Annotated in this window: 8 protein-coding genes; 5 read left to right on the top strand and 3 right to left on the bottom strand. The window is 58.1% G+C overall.

Features of this window, described 5'->3' with window-relative positions; genetic code table 11:
• Positions 1-25 precede the first annotated feature (25 nt).
• The 3 genes from ORG26_RS20690 to ORG26_RS20700 all read right to left on the bottom strand — a co-directional run bounded on the left by ORG26_RS20690 (position 26) and on the right by ORG26_RS20700 (position 8,726).
• Positions 26-3,577, bottom strand: coding sequence for a VCBS repeat-containing protein (locus tag ORG26_RS20690; RefSeq protein WP_266365188.1), 3,552 nt, complete (start codon positions 3,575-3,577; stop codon positions 26-28).
• 121 nt (positions 3,578-3,698) lie between these two features.
• A complete protein-coding gene (locus ORG26_RS20695; RefSeq protein ID WP_266365190.1) occupies positions 3,699-5,450 on the bottom strand; it encodes a RagB/SusD family nutrient uptake outer membrane protein in 1,752 nt (583 codons plus the stop codon).
• 15 nt (positions 5,451-5,465) lie between these two features.
• Complete coding sequence (locus ORG26_RS20700; protein ID WP_266365192.1) at positions 5,466-8,726, bottom strand: SusC/RagA family TonB-linked outer membrane protein; 3,261 nt, start codon at positions 8,724-8,726, stop codon at positions 5,466-5,468.
• Between the two features lie 436 nt (positions 8,727-9,162).
• On the opposite strand from ORG26_RS20700, the gene ORG26_RS20705 reads away from it, so the two are divergent.
• The 5 genes from ORG26_RS20705 (at position 9,163) to ORG26_RS20725 (ending at position 14,137) form a co-directional block, all read left to right on the top strand.
• Positions 9,163-9,618, top strand: coding sequence for a hypothetical protein (locus ORG26_RS20705; RefSeq protein ID WP_266365194.1), 456 nt, complete (start codon positions 9,163-9,165; stop codon positions 9,616-9,618).
• Between the two features lie 71 nt (positions 9,619-9,689).
• The gene (locus ORG26_RS20710) at positions 9,690-11,930 is read left to right on the top strand and encodes a TonB-dependent receptor (RefSeq protein WP_266365196.1); all 2,241 of its coding nucleotides are present in this window, start codon (positions 9,690-9,692) and stop codon (positions 11,928-11,930) included.
• Positions 11,927-12,505, top strand: coding sequence for a helix-turn-helix domain-containing protein (locus tag ORG26_RS20715; protein WP_266365198.1), 579 nt, complete (start codon positions 11,927-11,929; stop codon positions 12,503-12,505). Before ORG26_RS20710 ends, ORG26_RS20715 begins: the two co-directional genes overlap by 4 nt.
• A gap of 104 nt (positions 12,506-12,609) precedes the next feature.
• Positions 12,610-12,948, top strand: coding sequence for a four-helix bundle copper-binding protein (locus ORG26_RS20720; RefSeq protein WP_266365200.1), 339 nt, complete (start codon positions 12,610-12,612; stop codon positions 12,946-12,948).
• A 148-nt stretch (positions 12,949-13,096) separates the two neighbouring features.
• Positions 13,097-14,137 carry a sialidase family protein gene (locus ORG26_RS20725; RefSeq protein WP_266365202.1) on the top strand — a complete coding sequence of 347 codons (1,041 nt, stop codon included), beginning with the start codon at positions 13,097-13,099 and terminating at the stop codon, positions 14,135-14,137.
• Positions 14,138-14,211: the final 74 nt, after the last annotated feature.

Consider the following 14,211-nt stretch of genomic DNA (forward strand, 5'->3'; position numbering starts at 1 on the left):
GATAAACCCGTTTTTGCATAAATCGTTACAGAAGCCCGTTGCGGACTTTTCCTTCAAAGGTAACCACATCCACCTTAACCGCGCCCGCCGGCAGGGAAACGCTCCGGCCGTTTTGCGAAAGGAACGAGTGCCCGTAGGCGAATTCGAGCCGTTGTTTCCGGCCGTCCCGGAACGTCAGAATGGCCGCGGCATCCGACGGTTGGAGGCGGAGCATCCGGTCGGGGTGGGGGCAGCGGAACACTTTCAGCGGGCCGCGGTTCTGGGTGGCGGCCAGCAGGGGCGTCCCATCCGCCAGCGTCAGCCGGGCCAGCGCTTTGGCGTTGCCCGGTATGTAGAACCCGCTTGTCCCGGCGCTGGTCGGCCGGAAGCCTCCCCGTCCGTCGCCCAGGAGCAGCAGCCCGTTGAGGGCGTCCATCCGGCCGGTGAACACTTCGTTTCCGTAGTCGTTCCCGACCAGCGCCAGGTCCGGGTTGCCGTCGTGATTGAAGTCGTCGGCCAGCATCCCGAACACCGGCGCCACCTGCGCCTCGGTCGGCAGTTCGCGGACCCTGAAGTTGCCGTTCCCCTGGTTCTCAATATAAGCCGTTTTCATATAAGTAGCTCTCAGCACGAGGGCATCTTTCATTTCGTCGGGCTTGAGCATTTTGTCAATGGAAGCGGCGGCGAAGTCTTTGTACATCGGAAACCGTCCCCGCATGACGATCATCTGCTTGATGAGGTCTTCGCGGCCAAAGAACGGGAACTCGTTCCGCTGGCCTTTTTCGTCCGGCAGGTAGACCGTCGGAATGGCGTCATAGAAGCCGTTGTTGTCGAAATCCTTGGCGTAGACCGTCAGCGGTTCCTGCTCCGAGGCCCGGTTCAGGGAATTGAGGCCGAAGTTTCCCGCGGCGTAGTCCATATCGCCATCCCGGTCGAAGTCCGCCGCCACCAGCGAGTTCCACCAGCCGACGTAAGGGCTGAGGGCGGACTGGGCTGCGGGGTTGGCCGCCAGCCTGCCGTTCTGGTTTTTCAGCAGCGTCAGCGGCATCCACTCGCCCGCCAGCAGGAGGTCTGTCCAGCCGTCGTTGTCGTAATCGGTCCAGAGCGCATCGCAGACAAGCCCGAGGTTGAGCAGTTCCGGCGCTATCTGGCCGGTCACGTCCGTGAAGCGGGGCGCACCGGGACGGGAGTCGTTCCGGAAAATAAAGCTGGAAACCGGTCGGGGGTACTGGCTGGGCACCACGCGGCCGCCCACAAACAGGTCCAGGTCGCCGTCGTGGTCGTAATCCGCCGCTTTGACGCAGGATTTGCTGGTCAGGTTGGTGGGCAGGGCACCCTGTTGCAGACGGAAGGCTCCTTTCCCGTCATTGACATAAAGCCGGTCCTGAAAAACGGGCGTATTCGGATTGCCTTCGTAACCGCCGCTGGCCACGTACAGGTCCAGGTCGGTGTCGCCGTCGGCATCGAACAGGAGCAGACCCATGTCTTCCTCGGGCTTGGCCGGCCCTTCGGGCGTAATAGCCTTTTCGGTAAACGAGCCGGATGCGGTCTGTAACCGCAGGGTTGTGGCCTTCTGGGTCGAGCCGCCCAGGACCAGATCCTCCTGTCCGTCGCCGTTCACGTCGCCCACGGCCACGGCCGGGCCGTACTGCGACAGCTTGTGCGGAAGCAGTTTCTGCTGGTTGAAATCAATGTATTCGGGCTCGGAATGGACAAAGTTCAGGCGCAGGGAGTCGGTCACGTCCCGGAACCACTGCCCCGGCGAGGGGACTGGGAAGGCGGCCGGTTCGGTTGCGGCCTGCACATCCACGGTCAGCACCTGGTTGGCTTTGACATTCCGCAGCGTCTGGGCTTTGCCGTTCGGCCAGATGATGCGCACCTGCGCGACGGTCTGGTGGGTGTCAAGTCCGAAATGAGCCGCGTTTTCGACCGTCGAGAGGTAGCCCCGGTACGGAGTGTGTTCGTAGACCTGTTTCTGATTCTGGCCGTAGGTCAGCTCGACCCAGGCACCGAGGCCCAGCCGGTTCTGGTCCGGGCCTTTAAATCGGAGGCGCAGGTAGTTGGCTCCGGGTGATTTCTGTTCGATCAGGTTGTTCCGGTAGACAAAAGCCGAGTCGTTGATGTTGTTGACGACGTAATCCAGGTCCCCGTCATTGTCCAGATCGCCGTAGGCCGCCCCGTTGGAGAAGGAAGGAACAGCCAGCCCCCACTGCTGGGTCACATCCTCGAACGAAGGAAGCGCCGCGTCGCCCCGGTTCCGAAAGGCGTAATTATTGATTTTGACCACCGGAATCTGGGACAAAATCGTTTGGCGGGTGGCAATGTCGGCGCTTTGTTCGCGGTAAGCAATGAAGTCCCGGTCGGTCACATCCCGCGGAAAGCCGTTGGTCACCAGCAGGTCCCGGTAGCCGTCGTGGTCAAAATCGGCCATGGAAGGCGTCCAGCTCCAGTCTGTTTCGGCCATATCGGCCTGCCAGCTGACTTCGCTGAAAATCGGCTCGGTCGTGCCGGGCCGGAAGCCCTGCCCCAGTTGCAGGGTATTGCGGACGTACTGGTAGCCGAAGCCAAACTCCTCGTTGTTCAGATACGACTGGTAGTTGTTGGCCGTCAGCAGCATTTTTTTGCGGTAATTATCGCGGGGCAGCATGTCCAGCGCGACAATATCCATCCAGCCGTCGTTGTTGAGGTCGGCAATGTCGTTGCCCATCGCCGAATTGCTGGTGTGTTTCAGAAAGTCCTGCGCCCGGTTGGTGAACGTCCCGTCGTGGTTGTTGATGTAGAGCAGGTCGTCGGAGAGGTAGTCGTTGGTGACGTAAATGTCTTTCCACCCGTCGCGGTTGATGTCGGTAATGTTGAGGCCGAGCCCATAGCCTTCGATGAGGATGCCCGCTTCCCGGGAAACATTGGTGAATACCGGGTGCCCTTTGGCCGGGTCGATGCCGTTGTTGCGGTACAGCCGGTCGGTGGTCGGGGAGGAGCCGTCGACGAGCTTGGGGTGGTAGGCGTTGGGGTAGCTTTCGGTCGTGTTGGTGAGCACGTACAGGTCGAGGTCGCCGTCGTTGTCGTAGTCGAAAAAGGCGGCGTTGGTCGAGTGGCCGTCGTCGGCAATGCCGTATTCTTTCGCCATTTCCCGGAACGTGGGAATCCCGTTTTTCGCACCCTGGTTAACGTAAAGCAGGTTTTCGCGCCGGGCGGCCACTTTGCTGACGGTGGCCGTGACGTAAATGTCCATCCAGCCATCGTTGTTGATGTCTACCAGTGCCACGCCCGAGCACCATTTGCCGCTGCCGTCCACGCCCGCGGTTTTGGTAATGTCTTCAAAGGCAAAATCGCCTTTGTTGAGGTAGAGTCGGTTGGCTACCTGATTGCCGGTAAAAAACAGGTCCTGTTGTCCGTCGTTGTTGAAATCGCCGATGGCCGTACCGCCGCCGTTGTAGACGTATTCAAAATCCAGAATATTAAGCGTGTCGTTTTCGGTGATGCGGTTGGAGAAGGTAATGCCGGTTTTTTCGGCTGGCAGGGCGGAAAACAACGTTTTCTTTTTGCAGGAAGTCAGCAGAAGCAGGAAGGGGGCAAGCAGCACTAAAAGGCGTTTCACGCAGGCAGGAGTTAGGTTTTTGACTGACTAATCTACAAATTTTTAGGCGAAAAGGAAAAGAAAAACCCGGCAGGGCCGAAGCCGAACCGGGTTTTCCAACGCATGAAGGCACTCTGCCTGGTTAGTAGCCGGGGTTTTGCTTCAGACCCTGCTTGCCGTCGGCGGTTTTGCTCTGGTTAATAACGTTAATCGGGATGGGCAGGTACTCGTCCTGGCCTTTGGTGAACGTTGTGTTGGCCAGATGCGACCGCTTTTTGCTTTCCGTCTGGAGATACGCGTTGATTTCCGTATCGGCGATGCCCCAGCGAACCAGATCAAAGAACCGGTGGCCTTCCATCGCCAGTTCAAGGCGACGCTCAAAGCGGATGATCTTGTGCGCCGCATCCTTCGACGCGAAAGCCGAAGTCGGGTATTCCTTGATCACGTAATTAGCGGCGTTCTCGGTGGTATAGCCCTTGGTCGGATCTTTTTCGTCTACCAGCTTCTTAACAAAGCCGGCCGGATTGGCGGCCCGCTTGCGCACCTGGTTGACATAATCCAGCGCCTTGGTCAGCGTACCGGCTTCCACTTCCGCTTCGGCGGCCATCAGCAGGACGTCGGCATAGCGCATCAGCGGATAGTTTTTGCCGATCCGGGACTGTCCCCAGCCTCCGGCCGCCTGGTATTTGCCGGCTTCGGCCTTGTAGTGGACGGTCTTTTTGGGCAGGTACGGACCTCCATTCGCCAGGTTCCGGATCCAGGCGGTCTGGGCAGGACCCCAGTCCAGATACGGAATACCGATCCGGCCCACCGACCAGTCGAGGCGGGGGTCAACTGTACCGGCATACGTAGGGGCCGTCGGGTTAGCTTCGAAGTTATTTATGTCCGAAGCGTTGTACGTGTCGAGCAGGGGCAGACCGTTGGCGTCCGTCTTGTATGCGTTCACCAGGTTCTGGGAAGGCTGGAAGAAGCCGCAGCAACCGCCCGGGCCGCTGCCGTTCGGGTTGGTCAGCTCCATTTCAGCGCTGCCGTTGTTGCCCTGGTTGCCGTCGCCGACCGTGTACTGGATGGCAAAGACAAACTCCTTGCTGTTGTCGTTTTCCCCTTTGAAAATATCACCGTAGTTATCCAGCAGTCCGTATTTCTCTCCGCTGTTGGTTTTGCCCGAAGCAATCACCATGTCGAAGTACTTCTTGGCTTCGGTGTAATTTTTCTGATAGAGGTAGGCCTTGCCTACGTAAGCGGCGGCGGCCCATTTGTTGACCCGGCCCAGCTGCGACTGCGTCTCGGGCAGGTTGTTGTAGGCGAAAATCAGGTCTTCCATGATTTGCGGCCACACATCCTTGTCGTTCGTCAGCGCCTTGAAATCAGCCGTGGTGGTTGCCGTCTCGGGCACAAACGGGATGTTGTTGAAGGCCCGCTTTGCCTCGAAGTGGTGGAAACCCCGAATAAAACGAGCCTCGGCCTCGATAACCTTTTTGGCGGCATCAGGAATGTCGGTGGCCTGCTTCATGAGGCGGAGCACCACGTTGGCCTGACCGATGCCGTCGTAGCTTCCCTGCCATTTGTTCGGCACGGAAATGGTGCTCGACGTCGTTTCGTAGCGCTCGACGGGGTTGATTTCCCCCGCCTGGTCGGTGGACTCAGAACCTTTGTAGGAGTCGTGACCCCGGATGCTGCCCCAGAGCCAGTTGGTGGCGCTGGAGTACCAGCCACCCGTTCCCCGGAGGGAAGAGTAAGCCATTACAAGCGCGCCATCGACCCCGCTCTGGTTAGCCAGCCCCGGTTCACTATAAACGCCCAGGGGAGTCTGGTCCAGAAAAGAATCCTTACAGGAGTAGGTGGTAAGCGTCAGGGCGATGATTCCTGACAGAACAGTTATACTTCGTTTCATGGGTAACCAAATTTTTTAGAATGTGATACCTAAGCCACCGATAAAGACAGAAGGAGCAGGCGTACGGAACTGGTCGACGCCCATCTGCAGTTCGCTGTCACCCAGGATGCTGATGTCCGGATCGGGGCCGGTGTATTTCGTAATGGTGAACAGGTTCTGACCCTGCAGGTACACCCGGGCACGAGAGAGACCAATCCGTTTCACCAGCGCATCAGGCAGGTTGTAACCCACCTGCACCGTACGGGCGCGGAGGTAAGAGCCTTTTTCGAGGTAGTACGTGTTGGATACCGAGCCGGACTGCGTGTCGTTCGCGTTCAGGATCGGCAGCGTGGCGTTGGTGTTCTGCGGCGTCCACGAATCGGTCAGCACACGGGTGCTCACACCGCCGATGAAACCACGGAGATCCGTCCACCATTTCGTGTAGTTGTAGATGTCGTTACCGTAGTTCCAGAACAGGAACATGTTGAAATCAAACCCTTTGTACTTCAGCACAACGTCGGTACCCATCTGGAACTTCGGAATGGGAACGCCGAGGAACGTGCGGTCGAGGTCGTTGATGACACCGTCCGGACGGCCATCCGGTCCGCTGATGTCCCGATACCGCCAGCGGCCTACGCCGGATTGCGGGTTCGTTTTGCTGATACCGTCCTGGGTCGGGCCGGAAGTTACTTCCTGGGCGTTCTGGAAGATACCGTCGATGATAAAGCCGTAGAACGAAGACAGCGGCTGACCAGCCTGGGTCCGCTGGACACCCGGCAGACGACCGGCACCGTATTCGAAGAAGGCACTGCCCTCGGCATCCAGTTTGGTGGCCCGGTTACGGTAGCTGGTGAACGTCAGACCGATGTCGTATTTGAGGTCCGTCGTGATGTCACCGCGGGTCTGGATGGAGGCGTCAAAGCCTTTGTTCACCATGGTACCGACGTTGATCTTCGGCTGGTTGGCAGACTGTTCCAGACCATTGCGCTGGCGGTCAACCAGCAGGTCTTTCGTGGTGTTGTTGAAATATTCCAGCGTGAAGTCCAGGCGACCGTTGAAGAGGCTACCGTCCAGACCGATGTTGGTCATAACGGCCGTTTCCCACTTGGTCGAGGGGTTTCCCACGCGGTCGGGGCGATACCCGATGGCTACACCACCCGTTCCACCGGCGATGTCGTAGGCCGTGTTGTTGGGGTTTGCCCGGAAGAACGAATACGAGTTGATCGGGTCAACGTTCCGCTGGCTACCCATCTGGCCCCAGCCGCCGCGCAGTTTGAGGTCCGTGATCCAGGGAAGCGTTTTCACAAACGACTCTTCCGACAGACGCCAGCCCACACCGAAAGACGGGAAGGTGGCGTAGCGGTTTTCCGGACCAAATACGGACGAACCGTCGCGGCGAACCGTGAAGCTGAAGAGGTAGCGGTCGTTGTAGGTATATTCGGCCTTACCGAAGATCGAGTACAGCGTGCGCGGCGTCGAAGGAGCACCGTTGACCTGCGGCGTAGCCTTACCCGTCCGGATCGACCAGAAGTTCGGGTCAGCGAAGTCGTAATCGTTCCGGAATGCGTTCAGGAAACGGAACTGCTCCTTGATGGCCTCGGTAGCGGCAAAGAGGCGAACGTCGTGCTTCTGGGCGAATACCTTACGGTAGGCAAGGCTGTTGGTCCAGGTCCAGTTAAAGGCCCGTCCGAAGGTTTCGCCAAAGCCGTTATTCTTCTGGTTTTCGGCCCGCTCGTACGTGATGGCGGTGAAGGCATATTCGTTGAAGAAGTCCGTCTCCATCCCGAACGAAGTCGAAGCGGTCAGGTCTTTGAGGATGTCTACCTGCGCATACACGTTGCCAAACAGGTTGATGCCCAGCGCACGGTTGTCTTTCCCGCGGATCAGGTTGGCGACCGGTGAGCTACCGTTGCCCGATTCTCCCGGAGAGTTACCGGCGAAATTACCCTGAATGTCGTACACCGGAATGTAAGGAACCATCCGGTAAGCCTGCGCCCAGGGAGAGCCTTCGCCTGCGAAGTCAAGCGAGCGGCCGCCATTTCCGTTGAACTGTTTGTAGGCCAGCTGGAAGTTTTCGCCAAGCCGGAGCCAGGTGCGGGGTTTAAACTGCGTGTTGGCCCGGAACGTATACTTCTTGAAGTTGGTGTTAATGTAGTTACCGTCCTGGTTGAAGTAGTTCAGACCCAGGGAGTAAATACCTTTCTCACTGCCGCCGGTGGCGCTGAGCTGGTGCTGCTGAATCGTACCGGGCTGGTAGATTTCGCGGAACCAGTTGGTACCGGCGCTGGTACGTGAGATCTGATAGTTGGCGGCATTGTCTGGATTGACGTTCGGCTGAACACGATACAGGGAGGGATTGGCGCGCGGATCGCTCTGGGCGACGCCGCCTATCCCGTTGCCAACGAGCCAGTAAGGAACCGTCGGCTGGGGGCCGGTGCCGTAAATCTTGTGCGTTAAATCTTTGTTGGCCCCGGCCAGCGAACGCCACAGATACTCGCCATACTGCTGCGTGTTCAACATCTCCGGAAACTTGCTGTTCTGGATGGTCTGCGTACCGACGTAGCCATCGTAAGCGATTTCCGTTTTGCGGTTGGAACCCTGCCGGGTCGTGACGACCACTACCCCGTTCGCCGCGCGGGAACCGTAGATAGACGCCGAAACGGGGTCTTTCAGGACCTGAATGGAAGCAATGTCCTGCGGGTTGAGGTTGGACGGGTCGTAGGTCGGAACGCCGTCGATCACATACAGCGGGTCGTTGTTACCGAACGAGACAAAACCCCGGATCCGGACTTTGGCCCCGGCTCCCGGTGCACCGGTGCCGCTGACGGTTACCCCGGCCGCCCGGCCCTGCAGGGCGTTCTGCAGGTTAGCCGTCGGCTGATTCTGCAGGGATTTTGTGTTGACGACCGACACCGATCCGACGATGTCTTTCTTCTTTTCGGCGGTGTATCCCGTGACGATCACCTCCTCCAGAGAACTAACATCTTCCACCATCGTCAGGTTTACGGCTGACTGGTTGCCAATCGCTACCTCCTGCGATTTGTAGCCGATAAAGGAGAAAACCAGGACATCTTCTGCATTACGGGCATTCAGGCTGAAACGACCGTCAGAATCGGTGTTGGCTCCCTGGGTAGTTCCCTTGATGACTACACTGACACCGGGCAGAGGCTGACCGTCGCTACCAGACGTGACGCGCCCGGTAACCCGGCGATCTTGCGCAGTGGAAGCCCCGGCAGAAAACAACAGCAGGGACAGCATGCACACTCCCGTCACAAAGCGGTAAAGCATTGTTCGCATAAGCGTGAAAACAGTTAAGGTTAGATTAATAAGTGAAGCAGCTTCCGTTTTGGGCACGGAACCCAATTTTAAAGGTACAGAAATTTCAAAAAGGGGTTGGGTTACTTTATAAAAAAAATTTTAAAAAATATAATTATTGCGGGAGTTATAAAAGAATGCGAAAAGAAAAAGTGGAAATAATTCTACTTATTAAATGATTCCGGAATGACGCGAATTTACTTTTCGGCACCGTTTAAACTAGGGATATGTAATTAGGTACATTCCGTAGAAGGGCTTTTGATACGCGGTCGGGTGATTCCGCAAAGGCCCTGAACGCCGCACCAAATCGATAAAGGCCGCTCACCGGCAAAGCGCTTTACGGCTGAGCGTAAACGGAAAGAAGTTTCGCGAACTTATTGTTGACATTGTTGTTACAAATACGGACCTTTGGTGCCTTATGAAGCCTCTTTTTCATCGAATATTCTGTCTGCTAATGGCCTGTATCGTGCTGGTTTCCAGTACGGGTTTCGGGCTGGTGGAACATTCGTGCATGATTCGGGGCAAAAAACTGTACCTGGCCGCCCAGGAGAAAAAGAGCGGTTGCCCGTCCTGCCGCAAGGCGCACGCCCGAGCGGATGGGAAGTCGAACGCGGTAACCATCCAGAAAAAGGACTGTTGCCAGGAACAGACCCAATTCCGCAACATCGATGTTGCTTCTTCCTTCAGCCAGCTTGTCGCCAAATTGCTTAAGTCGCTGACCGATCTGGCGGTGCAGGGCATTTCGCTGGCGGTGCAGTGGCTCGTTGGGCTGCTTTTTCCCCTGAAGGACGAACTGGTCCGCCTGTTTAGTTCTCCCCCCACTTCGCTGTCGGGCCGTGATCTGCTGGCCTTTGTGCAGCGTTTTCTGCTATAGCTTTATTGGAATATCGGCCCGCCCGCGCCTTCTGGTGCTGGCTTTTTGTGTTTGTATTTCAATAAACTGTCATGAAAAGTTTCTCATTTTCACCACATAAGCTATTTTTTGCTGTAACGCTTTTCGGGGCAAGTGCCATTTCCGCGCTCGCCCAGCAACGGGTGGAAGGCACCGTTTCTGAAACCAGCCAGGGCCAGAAAACGCCGCTGATTGGCGTGAGTGTCCACTGGGCCGGAACCACCCGGGGCGTTCTGACGGACTCGGTGGGCCGGTACGCCATCGAGCGGGACAGCCTCTCCAACCGGCTGGTGTTCAGTTATGTTGGCTATCGGACCGATACGGTGGCGTTCAGCGGGCAGTCGCCGCTGGATGTGACGCTGGCGGGCGAAACGACCCTCCGGGAGGTCACCGTATCCGGCGCTTCCACGCAGTACGACCGGATGGCACCCATCCAGACCGAACTGCTCACGGCCCGGACCCTCGCCAAGGCGGCCTGCTGCAACCTCTCGGAAAGCTTCGAGACCAACGCCTCCGTCAGCGTTTCGTACGCCGATGCCGTCACCGGCGCCAAACAGATTCAAATGCTGGGGCTGAGCGGTAACTACATCCAGACCAACGTCGAGAACGTCCCGTCCATCCGCGGGCTGGCTTCGACCTTTGGCCTCAACTACATTCCCGGCACCTGGATTTCTTCCATCGATATCGGAAAAGGCGTTGGTTCGGTGGTGAACGGCTACGAAGGTATGCTGGGCCAGATCAACGTCGAACTGCAGAAACCAGACGCACGGGAGCGCCTATACGCGAACGGGTACGTCAACAGTTTTGGTCGTCTGGAGGCAAATCTGAATCTGTCCAAACCGCTGACCGACAAATGGAGTGTCGGCTTCCTGGGGCACGGCAGTACGCTCCGTAACGAAGTGGACCAGAACGGCGACCGTTTTCTGGACTTGCCGCTCTACAACCAGCTCAACGGCATCGTCCGGGCGAAATACGCTTCCGAGCGGTTTATGACGCAGTTTGGCGTCCGGGCTCTGTACGAAGACCGGGAGGGCGGACAGATCTCCGAAGCCGGAGGAGCGGGCCGCCGGTACACGTTCACCAACCAGACCAAACGGCTGGAGGTGTTTTCCAAAACCGCCCGCCTGTACCCCAGCAAGCCCTACAAAGGACTTGGCTTGATTCTGAACGCGCTGCGGCACGAATCGAACTCGCGCTTTGGCTTTACGCCGTACGACGGACTCCAGCAGTCGCTGTACGGAAACCTGATTTACCAGACCATTCTCGGCAATACCAACCATTCCGTCAAAACCGGCTTCAGCTACCTGCTGGACGATTACAACGAACGGTACCGGGATACCACGATGCGGCGGACGGAGTCCGTGCCCGGCATTTTCGGCGAGTATACCTACAATTATCTGGAAAAGTTTACCGCCGTGCTGGGGCTCCGCGCTGATTTCCACAACCTGTTCGGCACGCAGTTTTCGCCCCGGCTGCACCTGAAATACCATCCCACAGAAACGGTCACGCTGCGGGCTTCGGCCGGACGGGGCTTCCGGGTGCCCAACGCGCTGGCCGAGAACTACGGCTATCTGGTCAGCTCCCGGCGGGTGGTTTTTTCCGGGCCGCTTCGTCCGGAAGAATCCTGGAACTACGGCCTGAGCGTCACGAAAGACTTCCTGCTGCTGGGACAGAAGGCTACGTTTGTGGCTGACTACTATCGGACCGATTTCCAGAACCAGCTCGTAGTCGATCTGGAAAAACAGCACGAAATCAACTTCTACAACCTCAGAGGCCGCTCGTTTGCCACCAGCCTCCAGGCCGAACTGACCTACCACCCGATCAAACGGACGGAGGTGAAGCTGGCCTATCGGCGTTTCGACGTGCAGCAGTCTATGGGCGCGCCGTTTGGCGAAAGCGTACTGCTGCCGCGCATGATGGTCAGCCGCGACCGGGTGCTGTTCAACGCGGAGTATGCCCTGCCGTACGACAAATGGCGGTTCGATTTCACGGTGCAGTGGAATGGGCCGCGCCGGATTCCGTACATCCAGGACGGGTACGTGCACAGCCGTTACGAAGCCATGCCGACCGCCACGGCCCCGTCTTTTTACAATCTTAACGCCCAGGTGACGAAGGCGTTCCGAATGTTCGATCTGTATCTGGGCGGCGAAAACCTGGGCAATTTCCGGCAGGCCAACCCCATCGTGAGCGCCGACAATCCGTTCGGACAGCACTTCGATGCCGCCTCGATGGTCTGGGGACCCATCACCGGACGCATGCTCTACGCCGGATTCCGTTATAAAATCAAACGATGAAACTGGGAGTCAAACATATGGTGTGCGACCGCTGCAAACGCGTGGTTCGCGAAGAACTGGAAAAACTGGGTCTGGATGTCCAGCAGGTGGATCTGGGCGAGGTGACGGTGGCTGGTGAGCCGGACGAAAGCCAGTTGGTTGCTGTCCGGCAGATTCTGGAGGCCAACGGGTTTGAGCTGCTGGACGACCGCCGTTCGGTGCTGGTGGAGCAGATCAAGCGGGTCATTATCAACGAAATCCACCACGACCGCCGCGACCGGCCCGAACACCAGAACCTGTCCGACTACCTCGCCCAGAAGCTCGGATACGACTATTCGTACCTGAGCCACCTGTTTTCCAGCGTGGAGGCGATGACCATCGAAAAGTACGTCATCGCTCAGAAAATTGAGAAAGTAAAGGAGTATCTGGCTTATAATGAGTTAAGCCTGAGTGAGATCGCCTGGCGGCTGGGTTACAGCAGTTCGCAGCATCTGTCGAATCAGTTCCGGCAGGTGGTGGGAATGACGCCGGGCGCTTTCCGGAAAGAAGGTTTACCGCTCCGGCGGAGCCTGGATGCGGTGAATACGCCAAAATAATGCACACGCAGGCCGGTATTTTGTACGGTCTGGACAATAAAGCCGGTGTAGTTTTGCCAACACAAATCAACCCGAATATTTATTCACACCAAAAGAACAACGTTATGGAAACCATGCAAAAGCACGAAGAACATGTCCGGATTTGTTTCGACTGCGCCGCCGCCTGCGAGCACTGTGCCACCGCCTGCCTGAAGGAGGAGCACCTTCACATGATGAAGGAATGTATCCGTCTCTGCCGCGACTGTGCGGACTTCTGCAAAATGTGCGCCAGCCTGACGGCCCGCGAATCGCAGTTCATGGCACCGTTCATGACCCTATGTGCGGAGGTCTGCGACGCCTGCGCGGCCGAGTGCGAAAAGCACGAGGACGAACACTGCCAGCGTTGTGCCGAAGCCTGCCGCCGCTGCGCCGAGGACTGCCGCCGGATGTCGGTGACGGGCTGAGCGTTCAGTCGTAAACTCTGAATCGATAAACGAGGGATTTCCTCGTCCCGTCAGGGGTCAAATGGATGTAGCAGACCGGCATAAAGCCATCCTTCGGCGTGCCGTCAGGGACGCAACCGACTCGTTGAAGTTAATGATTGATACAACCATGAAGTTCCTGCTTTTCTTTGGTCTGCTGCTGGTTTCGCGATTAAGTGTTGCGCAGCAACCCGTCCCCATCGCGACTGGCCGTCAGCCTTCCCTCACCACGGACGGCGACGGAACGGTGCATCTGGTGTTCGGGCGGCCGGGAGAAATCTGGTACAGCGCCAGCCAGCAGGAAACGACGTTTTCAGCCCCGGTTCGGGTCGATACCTTGTCCGGCCTGCATCTGGGTGCGTCGCGGGGGCCGCAGATCGCCGTTTCGAAGCAGACGGTGCTGATTACGGCCATCGACGGCCGGGGCAACGTCTGGGCGTATTGCCTGGACCGCCCGACCGGCCGCTGGACCCGGCGCATCCGCGTGACCGACAGTCCGGCCGCTGCGCCCGAAGGCTTCGTGGCGCTGACTGCCGCCGGAGAGCCCAACCGGTTCATGGCCGTCTGGCTCGACGTGCGCGGGGACAAGCAGAACAAGATTGCGGGCGCGGTGACCAGCGATGGGGGCCAGACCTGGTCGGCCAACCGGCTGCTTTACCGCTCCCCCGACGGCTCGGTCTGCGAGTGCTGCCAGCCCTCGGTAGCCGCCAGCGGTACGCAGGTAGCGATTCTGTTTCGAAACTGGCTCAACGGCTGCCGGGACATGTATGTGCTGAAATCGACCAACGGCGGGCAGACCTTCGGAGATACCGTCCGGCTCGGACAGGGGAGCTGGCCGCTGAAAGCCTGCCCGATGGACGGCGGAAGCCTGGCGCTGCTGGAGGACGGAACCGTCGAGACGGTCTGGAGGCGCGACAACCGCCTGTTTGCCGCCCGACCCGGTGAACTGGAAGTGGAACTCGGACGGGGAAAGAACGCCCAGCTTTTGTCGCAAACGGGCCTGAACCTGTACGTCTGGCAGGATGAAGGCAACATCTGGGCCCTGAGAGGCGTTGGAACGGAGCCAAAACGGCTGGGGCCGGGCAATTTTGCCAAACTAACTCCATTTGGAGAAAATCAGGCGCTCTGCGTCTGGGAAAGCGAAGGAAAGATCGTGGCAACGGTACTATAACGTAAGGCGATTCGCCGCAGCGGCCGGGACCCATGCCACGGGATTCACTGTCAAAAAGTAACGGACTGAAGTCC

Source organism: Tellurirhabdus rosea (genome assembly GCF_026278345.1).
GTDB lineage: Bacteria > Bacteroidota > Bacteroidia > Cytophagales > Spirosomataceae > Tellurirhabdus > Tellurirhabdus rosea.